The following is a 16,375-nucleotide window of genomic DNA, read 5'->3' on the forward strand; positions in this document are numbered from 1 at the left end:
AGTATACTCGATTGCCCCACCTGTTTACCTTACCAACCGCCTGGTAGCAGCAGGAAAAGCGCGGGTTTCGGTATTATCCTAGCCGGAATAGCCACAGGGTAACAAAACTACCCTGTGGGCGACACCACGAATCGACCAATATCACGTTACTTGAAGTCGGCGTATGGCGTTAGCGGCTGTGGTGGCAGATCGAGATCGCCCTGCCAACCGGCGAGCGAGTAACGCAGATAAATCAACGCATGGCTCGGGGTATAGTCTTTAGCCTGTTGAATATCGATGCCGGCCCCAAGCGTCCAATGGGAACTGAGGCGGCGTTCGATCAGGGCTCGCAGCGTATAGCCCACGCCGGAGGAGGAGCCACCGCTTTCCACCGCGTCTCTGTCTGGCAGGGAATCTGGGATCAGCCCTTGCAGGGGATAGCGTTTTTCATCGTTGGTTTTCGAGTGCGAGATCGACACCGAGCCCCCCACTTCCCACGACCAGTTTTCCGTGCGCTGGCGATAGTTCACCGGCACCGCCAGCGAAACATATTGCTGCGGGCTGTAATAACCCCCCTGCCCAAGGGAGTAACCGCTCAAGTCTTTCTGATAGTGCCAGAGCATGGTGCTCAGCCCAACGGTGGCGCGGCGGTTATCTTCGTTTATCACCTTATAGTAATAACCGGCCATCAAGCGCTGGCGCTGGTTATCCTCGACATTCTGGCCGGTAAGCTGATGAGCACTGAGATCGGCCCACACGCCGTTGGCTTCACCGCGATCGTAGCTGGCGCTCAGGTTGATACCGGTAGCACGCACGCCACCCCAGGTAGTGCCGGTGTTCGGATCGCGAGTCCCGCCAAAGGCCAACAGCGAGCTGGTAATAGGCCGTCGCGAGGCACCCAGCGTCCAACCGATATGGTTCCAGTCACCGCTATAGGCCAAGCCGCCGGCCCAGTCCACCACTTCAAATCCCATCGGGGTAGTGCCGATATCGGTTTGCCAATGGTCGTTAGCCCAACCGGCCGCCACGCTGGTGCCGGTGGTTTTTTGCCGTTCGTCACCGCGGCACCCCTGCGTGTTACAGGTGCCAAAGGTTTCGAAGTACTTGCCGTTATTATCGGTCGAGAAACTGCCCGCGTTCAGTTGGACGGTGTCGGTACGCAGGAACGCCCGGCCGTCATACAGCGGCATATCCACCTGCAACATGGTGTCATGCGCCTGATAGTCCGAGATGCCACCGGTGCCGCTCGAACGCCAGTAGTCGTGATCGAGCGTGACCCTGACATCCTGTTGGCGGTAGAGATCGGCGGCATCAGAACGGATGCCGCGTTTTAGCCAGTCATCCGTCGCGTTATTGCGGGTCAGACGGGTATAACCGTCATTATCCTCGGGCACCGTTGGCGCAATGCCGCTGTCCACCATCGCCTGGCGATAATCCTGCTGCGCCATTTGCGGTTGCAACTGCTTTTGCTCGAGCCTCGCAGCATCCCGATACACCAGGGCTTTAGCCTGCCCCGGCGGCTCTTTCTGGGCGGCCACTTTTAGCTGCTTGAAGATATCGGTCGCTTTCTGCGGTTCGCCCACTGCCGTCCAGGCATTGGCAACACGGCGCTGGCCATTGATCGACTCGTCCGGTTGCGCTGGTGCCGTTTGCAGCCGTTGGCGGGCCTCGCTTAGCTGACCTTGCGCCACATAGGCTTCAATCTCCCCCAAACGCGCATCCGGATTATTCGGTTCACGTGCACGCACCCGCTGATAATCCGCCAGCGCCTCGTCATACTCTCCCCGCTCCAGCGCCCAGTCGGCCAAGGTCAGGTCGATGCGCGTTGCCGGGGGCTGCTGGCGCAGATAGGCGATTGCTGCGGGTTCATCACCGGCCGTTCGGAGCCGTTCGGCATGATCGAGCGTGGCCTGCATCTGCAAGCGCTGGGCCATCTCACGCATCCCGTCGTTCCACTGCGCTTTGGGCAATGTATTCAACTGGGCCAACGCCTGGTTGTCACGATCGCTGCCAGCCAGGTACAGCGCATAGGCGTAAACCTGCTGCGGATCGCCTGACTTCTTCGCGGCCAGTTGATGCATCAGCACGTCAGCCTGCTGCGGTTGCCCGGCCTGACGCAGCGTTTGCGCATAGTGATAGGTCAGCCAGACGTCATCAGGATCCTTCTGGTGTGCCTGCCGGTACTTTTCCGCCGCTTCTGGCCACTGCTGGCGCTGGGCCAGTTCGTCAGCCTGCTGTTTGAGCATGTCCAGTTGCAGCCCGTTGAGGGTGCTGTGCAGCTTGTTCTGCTGCCCACGAGGCAGGCTATTGAGATAGGCCAGCGCTTTTTGTGGCGACTGCCGCTGGTAGATATTCACCAAACCCCGCACCGCGCTGCCACTGCCCGGATCCAGGCGCAGAGCCTGCTGATAGTAGCGCTCAGCTGCAGCATCATCTTTACGGGCTACGGCAACATCGCCCAGGCCGACCAAAGCATCGCTGTCGCCGTTATCAATCTGCCGCGCCTGCTGGTATTTTTGCTGAGCCAACGGCAGGTTATTGGCCTTTAACGCCTTGTCGCCCGCATCGATCGCCAGCCAGTAGCGGGTGGTTTTGATCAGGCTCTGCCATTTGCCGCTATCATAGTTATCCTTGTCCGCCTTCTGCGCCTGTTGGAACAGGCTAAGTGCCTGCTGCCGGTTACCGGCGCGAGAATAGGCCAGGCCAAGCGCACCAAGCACTTCGGCATCATTAGGCGCACTCGATAGCGCTTTTTTCAGTTCCGGGATTGCCGCACGGCTGCCGCCTTTATTCACCTGCGCCAGCCCAGTCATGCGCGCGCGATAGGCAGGGTCGGCCAACAGCGTTCGCTGGCGGGCCAGTTCCTGTTGTGCGCCAAGCGCCTGTTCACCGCTTTCAAATACGCCGAGGAAACGGTTCAACGCCGCCACGCTCTGCGGGCTGACCGGCAACGCTTTGACCTGTTCCAACCACAAATCCGCCGCAGAACCGCGGCCTGCGGGATCGGTAGCCACTTGCTGTAACAGCTCATAGGCCTGAGCGTCGCGATCCTGGCTGAACAGCATCCGCGCCAGCGCCATGCGCAGCGTGATGTTGCCGGGATATTGCCGATCCAGCGCCTGTAGTTGCTGTATCGCTGCCTGCTCCTGGCCGGGTAATCTGGCCACCAGACGCCAATACTCCACCGCCAGATCGAGCGTTGGCAGATTACCGTGGAACAGCGCATCGTACTGAGCTTTGGCCTCCGGCAAACGCCCTGCTGTCGCCATCAAGCGTGCCTGTTGCAGCTTCTGACGGGTTTCCGGCTGGGTCAGCAGCATATTCATTTCTGCCTGGCGGAACACCGGCGATTGCGGTGCCACTCCCTTCAGCTTATCCAACTGTTGTTGCGCCAAGACCTGATTACCCTGCCGCAGAGCCAGGCGCATACGCGCCGCTATCACGTCGGGGTTATTCGGGTCCATCAGCTCAAGGCGATACAGCGATTGACGCACCAGCTCATCTTTGTTGCTGGCTTCGCCGATGCGCACCTGCTCCAGCAGCCATTGCTCCGGGGCAACGCTCTGGGCACTCTGCGCCTGCGGCAACAGAGCCAGGCTTAAAGGAAACAGGCTTAGCCAGCCTAGTGTGAAGTTGCGCATTGGCTACCCCAGGCGGGTTGAAGTTCACCCTGACGATTGAAACGATAACGTTGCTGATCCCATCCCTGGCCAAACAGCAGCAATGAGGCGCTGAAATAGGCGTCATTACCCAAAGGGTTATCCTGAATACGCTGGCGTTGCACCGCCAGGGCATCGGGTTGTGCGGCCAGCAGCGGCAACAGCGCAGCGGAGAAGCCTACCGGGCCCGTACCGCTGGTTTTCCCGCTGGCGGTATCGACCTTCTCTGGCACTGCACCAGACTGAGCGGTGAGGCGTACCATCGGTTGGAACTGCTTCACCAGCGCCGCTTTATGGGGATCGTCGTCCGCCAACATCCCAGCCCAGAGATAGACGCGGATGGCATCATAGCTGCCGATATTGGGTTTGACGGGATCGGGCTGCCAGCCTTTGCCGGATTGCCACTCGGCCCAGTCGGGTGAAAATCCTTGCGGAGCCGTTTCCAGCAGCAACCGCTGGCTGGTTTTCTGCATCGCTCGCCACGGCCCGTTCAATTGGGCAAAGCGGGCCAACAACTGTGGTGGTAAATAGCTAGGGTTCAAGCGCCAACGATCCTCGGCCACAAAACCCACCTTGCCCGGCAGCAGCATCAGCCCCAAACCGGGGATATTCGCCACCTCTTCGCGACCAATCCGTTGCAACAACAGCGTGCCCAATGTTTGATAGCGGCGGCTTTGCCACAGCCGCCCCGCCTCCAGCAGATTGTAAGCGATCCATAGATCCGCATCGGCAGCCGAGTTGCTGTCCAACACCTTCCAGGCCTTGGCATCGTCCTGCCCCCACAGCCAGGCGGGCAGATGTGCGCTCAGGTCACCAGAGGCGAGATTGTTCTCCGTCCACGCCAACAGTTTATCGAAGGCAGGCCGATCGTTGGCCACCAGCGCGAAGAACATCCCATAGCTCTGCCCTTCGGACGTGGTGATGCGCTTCGGGCTGCTGGGATCGATCACCCGCCCTTCATCGCTGAGATAAAACTGTTGGTACTGCTGCCAGGCTGGCCAATCACAGCTTGCTGCCGTGCTGAACGCACACAGCAGCATCAGGCCAGGCAGCAGACGGCGCAGACAGATCTCCATCATGGCAATTAATCCCGATCTTCCGGTGACAGACGACGACGGCTAAAGGCCTTCAGACCACGCCGCAGCAACAAGGCCACCATCACCACCACCAGCGCGGCTATCGCACCCAGCAGCAGCGGATGTGTCGACAACGCATACCAGATACGTTCCCACCACGGCAGATGACCAACGTAGTAAACATCCCCCACGCGCAGGCTATCGACGCCGGACTCACGGATCACGGCCACCGAACCAAACATCGCCGCACGCTTGCCGCTGTCTAGCTGCGCATTATTCAACAATTCATAACCCCTCGGGCTGTCTGCCAGCAGGGCTACAATGCTGCGCTGATCGTAGAACGGGGACTGCATGCCAACCACCGCCGCCATCGCCCCTTCCGAGCTGATGGTAGTTTTGCTGTCTGGCTTAGCGTCATCCTGCTGCACCTCCATACTCGGCAGCGGCAGTTGGCGCATCGGCATTTTCACCCAGCTCAACGTCGCCTCTACCAGCAGGTTGATTTTCTTGTCATCACGCAGCTCCGGCGGAATGGTGCCGATCAGCAGGATATCGACGTCCTTATCCTTGGCCTGTGACCAGTCATCGGACAACGAGAAAGCCAGCGCCGGATAGCCGGTTTGCGCCCCCATGTTACCCATGGCGTTGAGCAAGGCGCTCACCTGGGCGGGTTGCGGCTGTTTGTTCACCAGCACCAGCGTTTGCGACAGATCCGCCAGACGGCTGAAAGGGAAACCGGCGTTGGCAAAGGAACGTAGGTCGGGCATGGTGATAAAGTGACGATAGCCGGAGAAATCGATGGTGGAGTTGCCGTCGATCACCGCATGGTTCGGCACCAAGGAATAGGTTTCGCAACGCCCTTCGGCACCGCTGGCCAACAGCGTGGTGTAATCGAAGTCAAAGCGCAGCTGGTTGGTCGCCCCCAACTTCAGCGCCGGAATATTGACCGCCTTGTCGGAATCGAGCAACCCCTGAGCCAGCGGCAAACGCAACAGCTGAGCGCCCTTCTCATTTTCCGGCACCAGGGCATAGGACTGCACAAACTGATTGTTCAGGCTGATGCTCAAGCGTGAACCATCCTCAATACGCGGCGAGGTATAGCGGTATTTCAGCTGCATATCGATGCCGGTGCTGTGGATCAGGAACAGATCCGGCGGCAGGTTCATCGACAGTGAGATCGGCCCAGGTTCGACGCCGTTAGTCTGTAACTGCTCGGCATATTGCTGCAATTCACTGAACTTCATTGCCCGATCGGTACGCACCCAGTTTGGCGCATCGTACGGCTGGCGAACGGCCAACTGCTCAACCTTATCCACACTCAGAGTCTGGCCACGGAACAGGATATTACCCTGCGCGATGCCCTTCACCGCCGTGATCAGGTCCTTATCATCACGGCCCTGTACTAACAACAGCTTCACATAGGGGTTATCCGGGTGGCTGATCATTTCCACCGTCGGCCCGTTGACCGCCGGATAATCCTTCAGGAAATCCGGGCGCTGTTTATTGGTGGCAAACACGATGGCGTGCTGGCTTGGCAAGCGGTTAAACAGCGTCGGGAAGGACTGACCGCGCCACTGCGCCTGGGTGCCGAACCACGAGGCCAAGATCCCCGCCGCACGCTGTTGTTCAAGATCGGGCTGACCGGCAAACACTATCGGCAGCGTTAATGGCCGATCGTCTCGACTGTCAAAGAAGGGTTCCGGGAAGTGGGAAAGCTCATTTTTCACCGGCAGCGTCTGGTAACGCAGGCTCAGCGAACTGGATTTGCTGACGTCCAGCCACAGCGTGCTGTTGGCCGGGTTCTCACAAATGTTCTGATAGTGGCCGACAAACACCAGGCGAATGCGGTTAAAATCGGTGATATAGCGTGGATCGATCGGCAACTGGACACGATTGGGCTTACCCAACTGCTCTTTGGCGATGGTGATGACACCCATCAGCTCATCGTTGAGGTAGATCTTGACGTGCGACTCCACCGGGATCAGCGACGGTGATGGGGTAAACTCCAGGTCCAGCATCGCCTGCGAAACCACTTCGTCACTGCGCACGCCAAACTCAATCTGGCCTTCTGGGCGGGTGCCACGCAAGATAAAGGTGCCGGGCGGCGGTGCCACCTCGGTAAACGGCAGTTTTACATCGCGCACCGGTGCATCGGGTGCTTGCGGCGCTACCATTCCCATAGGTACGGCGGCCGGAGCTTCTGCCACAGTGCTCGCAGGCGGAGTCACGCCGGCCGCTGGTGTGGGGGCCGTTTCCGCCTGAGATAAGCTACTAATGCCTAAGGCCAGCGCGGTAAACCAGTTTATTTTTCTCGTCATCGTATCATCATCAATGTTGGGGCCGGTTCGCCGGGCTTGCGAACGGGCAGTTACGATACACAGCCTATGCCACAGTCTCTGGGGCCGTAGGAGCACGGTCTCTGCCTACGCCATGCGGAATAAATGACAGGATCCAGGTGGCCAGCGAGGTCAGGCCGACCAGGATCTTGCGCATCGTTGGCGGCGCATAGTCCGCCATGCGCCGGTAGCCGTGAAAACCTAGCATCAGTACGTCCCGCAGGCTGTCCACCGGCCGGTCTTCCGGGAATGCGTCTTGCCACAGTGCCCAGGTATCGGCCCGGGCAAAAGTGCATTGAATAAATTCGATATGTTGGCGTGTCGAGAGTTCGACCAAGCGGACCCCCACCGAGCGGCCATGGGAGCGCGTCACCACGCAAGGGAAGCTGAACTCCTGCTGGCCACGTTTAAGCAGCAGCGCAATCTGGTCATGCTCTTGCAACTGATCCGGCACGCGCATTTCGATACCTACACCACCGTCGGAGTAATCACGCAACGTACAGGGGAACAGATGTCCGTCGGCCCGGGCTACCGCCGCAGGCATGGCGATCTCCACGCGATGCGACTGCCGTACCTGCCTGGCCTCCACCGCCACGGCCACCGCTCCACCGAGGATGGTCATGTTATAGATCACCCAAATCAGGCTGATAACCACCGTCATCATCTCGTCTGGCGGGCCGTAGAAAAAGCGCCACACGCCAAAACCCAGGCCTGCCAGATTGAGTGTCACCAACAGCAGGTAAGGCCGGGTGATCACCCAATCGACGTGCTCTTGCGTAACCAGCCCGCCTTTGGCGGTGACGTTGAACTTGCCTTTATGCGGATTGAACAAGGCCACGGTCGTTGGCCGGGCGATATACCAGGCCAGCACGGTTTCGTAGATTTCACTCCAGAAGGAGTGGCGGTATTTGCCTTGAATACGTGAGTTGGTCAGGCTGGCGTGGATCATGTGGGGCAGCACATACAGCGCAATCGCCAAGGCTGGCGCGAAGATGATGTAAGCATGCATCAACAAAAATGCCAGCGGCGCGGTCAGGAAGATCAGGCGCGGAATACCGGACAGGAAGTGCAGCATGGCGTTGGCATAGCACAGGCGCTGGGCAAACTTCAGCCCTTTGCCCAGTAACGGGTTATCCAACCGGAAGATCTGCACCATGCCGCGCGCCCAACGAATACGCTGGCCGATATGGGCAGACAGGCTTTCCGTTGCCAGCCCGGCGGCCTGCGGAATGCGGATATAGGCCGAGGTGTGGCCAAGGCGGTGCAGACGCAGCGAAGTATGGGCATCTTCAGTCACCGTTTCCACCGCGATACCGCCGATTTCATCTAATGCCGTACGGCGCAAGATGGCGCAGGAGCCGCAGAAGAAGGTGGCATCCCACATATCATTACCGTCCTGTACCAGCCCGTAGAACAGGGTACCTTCATTTGGCGTCTGGCGAAAACGCCCCAGGTTGCGCTCAAACGGATCGGGCGAGAAGAAATGGTGCGGCGTTTGCAACATCGCCAGCTTCTTGTCTTTAAAGAACCAGCCCATGGTCAGTTGCAGGAAAGAACGCGTGGGGACGTGATCGCAGTCGAAAATGGCAACAAAATCACCGCTAGCATACTTGAGCGCATTGTTGATATTGCCCGCTTTGGCGTGTTCATGGGTCGGCCGGGCGATGTATTTCACCCCGACCTCTGCGGCAAAGGCTTTGAACTCTGGCCGGTTACCGTCGTCGAGAATATAGATGTTGATTTTATCTTTCGGCCAGTCAATCCCCAGGGCCGCATAGACGGTGGGCTTCACCACGCCCAGATCTTCGTTGTAGGTCGGCACCAGCAGATCGACGGTCGGCCAGGTGTTGCTGTCGGCAGGCATCGGCACCGGCTGGCGATTCAACGGCCACACGGTTTGGAAGTAGCCCAGCACCAGCACTACCCAGGCATAGGTTTCCGCCGCCAGCAACAGCAGGCCGCAGGTCAGGCTGAGCGGATCGTCCCAGTTCAGCGTTGAGGTATAGCGCCACCATAAATAACGGCAGGAAACGGTCAGCGACAGCACAATCAGCATCAGGCCGGGTAACCGGCCAGGAATACGCCGCACCACCATGGCGATACACCACAGCAGCAGCACAAAAATAAACTGGGCGGGCAGTTCAAAGGGCTGGGAAATACACAGCAGAGCCAGCAACCCGGCCAATAGGCCAGCAATGATAAACAGCACCCGGCGCACCCGGTGATTCATCCGGTTAAGGCGCTCTACCGTACGCTCCTCCATACCAGCCCCCTGCAAGCGCTGCGGCAAGCTTTGCAACCAGTTGGCGTAACGCAGTTGCAAACGGTGCCAACCGGCAAAGTAGGAGCGCCCCATCGGGGCCGGGACACTGTGGGTCACCAGCAGCCAAAACCCCTGCAACAAATAACGCAGCGCATCTGCCGGGCGTGGACGATGGGTGGAAATATGGGGGAACCAATAGCTTTGGCCTGCCTGCACCTTTTGCCAGCCAGGGGACTCAAACCGCAGCAACAGCCAGCCGATGGCCACTATCAGGGTCGTGAGGCCAGCGGTAAATGCCGGGGCCCCCGCGTGGCGATAAGCACGATAGCGTTGTTGCACCGCCCGGTGAACGGGAGGCACCAGCAGCAGGCTCAATACCCTGCTCATACCTCGGCGTCCTGCAGGTTGAGCAGACACCAGTTGGCCAGCGTCAGCACTTCGTCGGCCGCCAGGCTTTCCGGTCGATACTCTCCGAGCGGCTGCTTGACCGCCATCGCTTCCGCCAGCGCTTCATCTCGATGGATCACCAGTGGCAACAGACCTGCCAGCGTTTGTAACCACAGCTGATGCAGATCTTGCTGCAACGGGCTGGCCGAGGAGTAGTGATTAATCAGCAGGTGGCACCCCGTAGGCAAAGGTTGCTGATGCAGGCGCGCATGGCAGTTGGCATCGGGGCCGAGCAACAGGAAAACCTGGTTGGCCAGTGCCAACTGCTGTTCAATCTGGGGACCGTCACCCGCCGGAATATCCAGCAGGATCCAGCGATACAGCCCTGAAGCACGCAGCTGAGTCAGAAAATCATGCCAACGTTGTGGGGTATCACTCTGTTGCTGCAGTACTTTTACCCGTTCGGCTGCGCTTAAGCGGCCAAACGGCAGAAAATCGAGTTTTTTGCCGTAACGCATTGCCCCTTGCTGCCAACCGCTGCCATCCAGCTCTGCACGAGCCCAGCCCCGGTTCAGTTCGAAGGGCATATTAAAGTGTAATCGCAGCAGGTTGTCCGGTGACAGGTCAATCGCCAGTACCGACTCGCCCAGTTGCTGTAACGCCCAGGCTAACGCCGCAGTGATTGACGTGGTGCCAATACCGCCCCGAATCCCTTGCAGTGCAATGACCGGCATGGATCAAGCACTCCCCGTCTTGTTGGCCAGCTCCGCCAGCAGCGGCCAGCGGACCATCATTTGTGCTAGCCGTTCCTGGCGTGAAATATCGATGTAGTTTAACTTGGGCAACGAAAAAGCACGGCTCAAGGCCTGCAAATCGTCCTGAAGTTCTACTGGTGCTTTCTCCCGAAGCCTTCTTAACGCATCATTATTCATCTTGCCGCCTCATAAAATAGGCTAATGTTAAATGACTATAGCAACGTTCGGAAAAAATTGGGCCAATAAGATGAATCTTAACGGATAATATCCCTATTATGGCTAGATTTGCTATGCTAACTCAGACATTACGCTTTTAATGTGACCAGCTCGGGTTTGGTCTACGCCACTTTCAACGAAAGTAGAATAAATCTATGGCGCACTCTTTTTCATTAGGTATCCGACGGATTTGGCAAGAATTGTCGGCTATGCAATCCCCAGGCTTTTACTGGGTGAATATCGATCGCCAGAGCGATGCCAACCTGTTTTGCCGGCAGATCATCGCCGCCCAGGAAGAAAATAGCCCGTTGGCACTGATTTGTAGCGGCAATCAGGCGGACACCTTATTGGCAACGCCTCTTTCCTCTGCGATAAAAAAACTCCCTTTATATAGCCTGCCAGAAAAAAAAGCGGCGCTGTTGCATTTGGCCGACGATCTGATGCGTGAGCTAAAACCCAGCAACCGCTTACTGATCCTGTTGGCCCACGCCAGCCTGTGGCAAACCTTTACCAACGATGAATTGCGCAAATGGGCCGCTCAACTCGGCCAATGGTTACACCAGCAGCAGTGCACACTGGTGATACTCAGCCACGGTAGCGGCGTGAGTAAACTCAAAGGCCAGCTAGCCGCCGAACACCGCATTCTCAACGGCCTGGCCAGCCTGCAGGGGCTGCAAGGCAGTGCCCAGTATCTGGTGCACTGGTGGAGCACGGCAAACGGCATCAATGCCAACCAGCTGTTCACTCTGACCGAAGGCCCGGAAGGCTGGGAAGGTGCGGACGACAGCAACCAGCCCTCCCCTACCCCGGAACGCAATGACGAGAGCCTGTGCCTGGCGGAACAACGCATTCTCGAGGGCGCCCCACCGCTATCGGCCAGTTGGCAACTGTTTGAGAGCAATACCAAGTTGATGCAGCGTGGCATGTTGACCATCGCCGCCACGCTGATCTTCGCCCTGTATCAAAGTGACGAAATTGACGAGTTGGCCCATGAGATCCATAGCCTGCGCCGCAGCAGGGGCGACGGGCTGAAGATTGTCGTGCGCGAGATGAGCGCCAGCCTGCGCTACAGCGACGAACGCCTGCTGCTGGCCTGCGGTGCCAATCTGATCGTGCCCCACGTGGCACCGCTTTCCAGTTTTTTGACCATGTTGGAAGGTATTCAGGGGCAACGCCTGTCGCGCCATATTCCGGCGGATATTGACAAGCTGCTCGCCGGGCTGCGCCCAATGAAACTGAAAGGCTACCTGCCGCTAGAAGAATTCAACCGGGCGGTGACATCACTGATGGAAAATACCCTGTTGCCGGAAGATGGAAAAGGGGTGATGGTCGCCCTACGCCCAGCACCAGGGTTGAGCGCTCGCCAGTCGATGACGCTGTGCCATTTGCGGCGTTTTGGCGACATCATGACCGTGGCGCAGAATCGGCTGTTCCTGTTCCTTTCCACCTGCCGGATTAACGATCTGGATACCGCACTGAAATTCGTCTTCCGCCTGCCAGTGAGCGAGGCGTTCAGTAATCGGGTAGTGTGGCATCTGGATGTGGATATTACCGATAAAATCAGGCTGTTGCGGCAGCATATCGAGTTTTCGCTCCCCGCCAGCAAGCTGCAATCGGCCGCTGCCACAACAACCCACGCCGTAGAAACGGAACACCAGACCGAACGCCGGGAACCCATTCCCTTCACCCTGATGAGCCTCGGGCAGGGGGAACAGCCATGAACGCACTTGACGATATCGTGCAACTGGTGATCCTGTGCGCAATAGTGTTTATCCCTATGGGATACCTGCTGCATCGCCGTTTCCCCAACTGGCGCCGATCTTGGCAGAATTTGTTGTTATCACCGCGCTATTTAAAGTCGGCAGGGCTATGGGTGCGCACAGGTTCCACCTCTCAAATCAAGCGTAAAAAATAACCATGAGTGACGATAAAATAACGCAACCTGACAATACCTTATGGCGATACTGGCGCGGCCTTGGCGGCTGGAACTTCTATTTCCTGGCCAAGTTCGGCCTGTTGTGGTTCGGCTATCTGAACTTCCATACGCTGCCCAACCTGGTGTTTATGGCCTTTTTACTGATGCCGATCCCGTCGCCACGTTTGCACCGCTGGCGTCACCTGATCGCCATTCCTATCGGTATCGGTTTGTTCTACCACGACACCTGGCTGCCGGGGATTAACAGCATCCTTAGCCAAGGCTCGCAGCTCACCGGTTTCAGCGTGGATTACCTGCTGGAGCTGGCCAACCGCTTTATCAACTGGCAGATGATTGGCGCCGCCTTCGTACTGCTGATTGCCTACCTGTTCCTGGCCCAATGGATACGCATCACGGTGTTTACCGTGGCGGCATTGGTATGGTTGAACGTGGTCAATATTGCAGGTCCGGCGGTGTCCTTGCTGCCTGCCACCAACACCGCAACGGTGACGAATACCCCGTCGACACCGGCCACGGCGACGGCGCCAGGTGGCAATCTGCCTGCGGCCAACGGCCCACCGACCAATGCCAACCTTACGGCCTACCTGGAGCAGTTCTACCAGCAGGAAAAAGCCCGAGCGACCACCTTCCCGGCCGCCTTGCCTGCCGATGCCCAGCCGTTTGACGTGCTGATCATCAACATCTGTTCGCTGGCCTGGGCCGATCTGGACGCCGTCAACCTGCGCAACCATCCGCTATGGGCCAAGATGGATATTATGTTCACCAACTTCAACTCGGCCACCGCGTACAGCGGCCCAGCCGCTATCCGCCTGTTACGCGCCAGCTGCGGCCAGCCTTCGCATCACGATTTGTATCAGCCCGCCAATCAGCAGTGCTACCTGTTTGATAACCTGGCCAAGCTGGGCTTTAAACAACAGCTGATGCTGGATCACTCCGGCGTGTTCGGTAACTTCCTGAAAGAATTGCGTGAGCAAGGTGATATGCAGGCTCCGCTGATGTCACAAGCCGGGATCGGCAATGAGTTGGCGTCGTTCGACGGCGAACCGATCTATAACGATCTGCAACTGCTCAACCGCTGGCTCGATCAGCAGAAAAAGGGGGGCGATGCTCGCACCGCCACCTTCTTCAACCTGATCCCATTGCATGATGGTAACCGCTTTATTGGGGGTAAACAGACCGCCGATTACCAGCCCCGAGCGCAGCAACTCTTCGATCAGTTGAACACTTTCCTTGATGAGCTACAGAAATCCGGGCGCAAGGTGATGGTGGTGATCGTGCCGGAGCACGGTGCAGCGCTGACGGGCGACAAAATGCAGATGTCCGGCCTGCGTGATATCCCAAGCCTGAACATTACCCATACGCCGGTTGGTATCAAACTGGTTGGTATGCAGGCCCCGCATCAGGGCAACCCGGTGGAGATTAAAACGCCGAGCAGCTACCTGGCGCTGTCCGAGTTGGTCTCGCGGTTGGTGGACGGCAAGGTGTTTACTGCGCCAAGCGTCGACTGGCAAGTGCTGACGCAGAACCTGCCGCAAACGGCGGTGATCTCTGAGAATGACAATGCCATCGTGATGCAGTATCAGGGCAAGGCGTATATTCGCCTTAATGGCGGGGATTGGGTGCCTTATCCCCAGTAAGCGGTGAGGGGCGTTTGGCGGCTAGTAAGTTTCTGCATCGCACTCATAAAAAATGCCGGTATCGCTACCGGCGTCTGATTGAAGATAGAGTGGCAATGTCGCGGATGTAACCGGGCTCGCATGCAGAGTCTCTACGTTGCGAGCCCGGTGAGGAAATATCAAGACCCTGCGGCTTCATCCTGGTCAACGGCAAAGCAGGCCACCATCTGATCGCCATACTGCTTGAGCTGCGGTTGCAGCTGGGTGCAGGTGCCAAAGGCACGGCGGCAGCGGGCGTTGAATGCACAGCCCGGCGGTGGGTTCATCGGGCTTGGCAGTTCACCGGTCAACTTGATGCGCTCCCGGCGCATATCCGGATTCAGGCGCGGCGTAGCAGAAAGCAGTGCCTGAGTGTACGGATGGCGCGGGTTATTGAAGATGGCGTCTTTACTGCCCTTCTCCACGCAGCGGCCGAGGTACATCACCATCACTTCATCAGCGATGTGCTCCACCACCGACAGATCGTGGGAGATGAACACGTAAGACAGCCCCAGATCCTGTTGCAGGTCCATCATCAGGTTCAGCACCTGCGCACGCACGGACACGTCCAGCGCAGAGACAGGCTCATCGGCAATCACCACGTCCGGGTTGAGCATCAGCCCACGCGCAATGGCGATACGCTGCCGCTGGCCGCCGGAGAACATATGCGGGTAACGGTCATAATGTTCGGTTTTCAGGCCGACCTTCGCCATCATCTCCAGCGCTTTCTCACGCCGTTCTGCGCTGCTCAACGAGGTGTTGATCAGCAACGGCTCCTCAAGGATCTGCCCCACCTTCTTACGGGGGTTAAGCGATCCGTAAGGATTCTGGAACACGATCTGGATCTTCTGGCGGCGCAGCTTCTCTGCCGTCACATCCGGCTTAAGCAGATCTTGCCCCTGATAGTACAGCTCACCACCGGTAGGGATTTCGATCATGGTCAGCAGGCGGCCCAGCGTGGACTTGCCACAGCCAGACTCCCCAACCACCGCCAGGGTTTTACCGCGTTCAAGGGTAAAGGAAACCCCGTCCAGCGCTTTTACCAGCCGTTCCGGGGCAAACAGCCCCTTCTTGACCGGGTAGTGTTTTTTCAGGTCAATGGCCTGCAATAAAGGGTGGTTCTGGCTCATACGGTCGGCCTCCCCGCATCATCCAGCGGTGTGTGACATTTAACCTGACGGCCGGGAATGTTGCGCAGTTCCGGCTCTTCTTCGCGACAGTGTTGGGTTGCATACGGGCAACGCGGGTTCAGCAAGCAGCCTTGTGGCCGATCGTACTTGCCCGGTACCACGCCAGGCAACGAAGCTAAACGCGCCTTGTCGGTAGCAAACTCTGGCAATGCGCGCAGCAGCGCCTGGGTGTACGGGTGGCGCGGCGAACGGAAAATTTCTACCGCCTTACCGGATTCCACTACCTGCCCGGCATACATCACGATGATGTGGTGTGCCGCTTCCGCCACCAGCGCCAGATCGTGGGTGATCAGCAGCAGCGCCATATTTTCGCGCTGTTGCAGCTCGAGCAGCAGCTCAATGATCTGGGCCTGGATGGTCACGTCGAGCGCGGTCGTCGGTTCATCCGCAATCAGCAGCTTGGGCCGGCAGGCGATCGCCATGGCGATCATCACACGCTGGCTCATCCCGCCGGAAAGCTGATGAGGGTAAACGTCTAGCCGCGAGGCCGGATCGGGAATGCCTACCTGATTGAGCAGATCGATAGCGCGTTGGCGACGGGTGCGGCGGTTACCGCCCTGATGCACCTTCAGCGCTTCCATAATCTGGAAACCGACGGTATAGCACGGGTTCAGGCTGGTCATCGGATCCTGGAAGATCATCGCTACTTCGGAGCCCACCAGCTGGCGGCGCTCTTTCTCCGAGATTTTCCGCAGGTCCTGGCCGTTGAACTCCAGCTTGTCAGCCATCACCTTGCCAGGGAAATCGATCAACCCCATGACCGCCAGCGAACTGACGGATTTACCGGAGCCGGATTCGCCGACGATGCCAACCACCTGCCCCTGTTCTACGCTGTAGCTGATTCGGTCTACCGCGCGGAACGGCGCACCTTCGTCACCGAAGTGTACCGAAAGCTTGTCTACATTTAATAACGCCATTCTCTC

At 58.3% G+C, this 16,375-nt stretch carries 11 protein-coding genes; 3 read left to right on the forward strand and 8 right to left on the reverse strand.

All coding sequences use genetic code 11. The features are described from left to right. Positions 1-146: 146 nt before the first annotated feature. The 6 genes from bcsC to bcsR form a co-directional block, all read right to left on the reverse strand. Positions 147-3,620: a cellulose synthase complex outer membrane protein BcsC gene (bcsC, locus tag ACKWMY_RS13385; RefSeq protein WP_409486420.1), complete on the reverse strand. Its 3,474-nt coding sequence runs from the start codon at positions 3,618-3,620 to the stop codon at positions 147-149. Continuing rightward, complete coding sequence (bcsZ, locus tag ACKWMY_RS13390; protein ID WP_409486454.1) at positions 3,602-4,714, reverse strand: cellulose synthase complex periplasmic endoglucanase BcsZ; 1,113 nt, start codon at positions 4,712-4,714, stop codon at positions 3,602-3,604. Before bcsZ ends, bcsC begins: the two co-directional genes overlap by 19 nt. A gap of 8 nt (positions 4,715-4,722) precedes the next feature. Next, positions 4,723-7,032 (reverse strand): cellulose biosynthesis cyclic di-GMP-binding regulatory protein BcsB, encoded by a 2,310-nt coding sequence (gene bcsB, locus ACKWMY_RS13395; protein ID WP_409486421.1) that lies wholly within the window; start codon positions 7,030-7,032, stop codon positions 4,723-4,725. A 64-nt stretch (positions 7,033-7,096) separates the two neighbouring features. Beyond that, positions 7,097-9,700 (reverse strand): UDP-forming cellulose synthase catalytic subunit, encoded by a 2,604-nt coding sequence (bcsA, locus tag ACKWMY_RS13400; RefSeq protein WP_024527792.1) that lies wholly within the window; start codon positions 9,698-9,700, stop codon positions 7,097-7,099. Then, a complete protein-coding gene (bcsQ, locus tag ACKWMY_RS13405; protein ID WP_409486422.1) occupies positions 9,697-10,434 on the reverse strand; it encodes a cellulose biosynthesis protein BcsQ in 738 nt (245 codons plus the stop codon). Before bcsQ ends, bcsA begins: the two co-directional genes overlap by 4 nt. Positions 10,435-10,437: 3 nt before the next feature. Then, entirely contained in the window at positions 10,438-10,632 is a 195-nt protein-coding gene (gene bcsR / locus ACKWMY_RS13410; RefSeq protein WP_024527790.1) for a cellulose biosynthesis protein BcsR, read from the reverse strand. 194 nt (positions 10,633-10,826) lie between these two features. Here bcsR and bcsE point away from each other — a divergent pair, with 194 nt between their 5' ends. Genes bcsE through bcsG form a run of 3 tightly spaced genes read left to right on the forward strand, consistent with a single transcriptional unit; the run spans position 10,827 to position 14,244 of the window. Beyond that, a complete protein-coding gene (gene bcsE / locus ACKWMY_RS13415) occupies positions 10,827-12,392 on the forward strand; it encodes a cellulose biosynthesis protein BcsE (protein ID WP_409486423.1) in 1,566 nt (521 codons plus the stop codon). Then, positions 12,389-12,586: a cellulose biosynthesis protein BcsF gene (bcsF, locus tag ACKWMY_RS13420; RefSeq protein WP_199061551.1), complete on the forward strand. Its 198-nt coding sequence runs from the start codon at positions 12,389-12,391 to the stop codon at positions 12,584-12,586. The genes bcsE and bcsF overlap by 4 nt, the downstream gene beginning before the upstream one ends. A 2-nt stretch (positions 12,587-12,588) precedes the next feature. Then, the gene (bcsG, locus tag ACKWMY_RS13425) at positions 12,589-14,244 is read left to right on the forward strand and encodes a cellulose biosynthesis protein BcsG (RefSeq protein ID WP_409486424.1); all 1,656 of its coding nucleotides are present in this window, start codon (positions 12,589-12,591) and stop codon (positions 14,242-14,244) included. A 158-nt stretch (positions 14,245-14,402) separates the two neighbouring features. Here the strand turns inward: bcsG and dppF are convergent, their stop codons facing one another. Beyond that, positions 14,403-15,392 carry a dipeptide ABC transporter ATP-binding subunit DppF gene (gene dppF, locus ACKWMY_RS13430; protein WP_021181580.1) on the reverse strand — a complete coding sequence of 330 codons (990 nt, stop codon included), beginning with the start codon at positions 15,390-15,392 and terminating at the stop codon, positions 14,403-14,405. Beyond that, the gene (gene dppD, locus ACKWMY_RS13435) at positions 15,389-16,369 is read right to left on the reverse strand and encodes a dipeptide ABC transporter ATP-binding protein (protein ID WP_409486425.1); all 981 of its coding nucleotides are present in this window, start codon (positions 16,367-16,369) and stop codon (positions 15,389-15,391) included. Before dppD ends, dppF begins: the two co-directional genes overlap by 4 nt. Positions 16,370-16,375: the final 6 nt, after the last annotated feature.

It is taken from the genome of Serratia sp. J2, assembly GCF_046269175.1.
GTDB classification, from domain to species: domain Bacteria; phylum Pseudomonadota; class Gammaproteobacteria; order Enterobacterales; family Enterobacteriaceae; genus Chania; species Chania fonticola_C.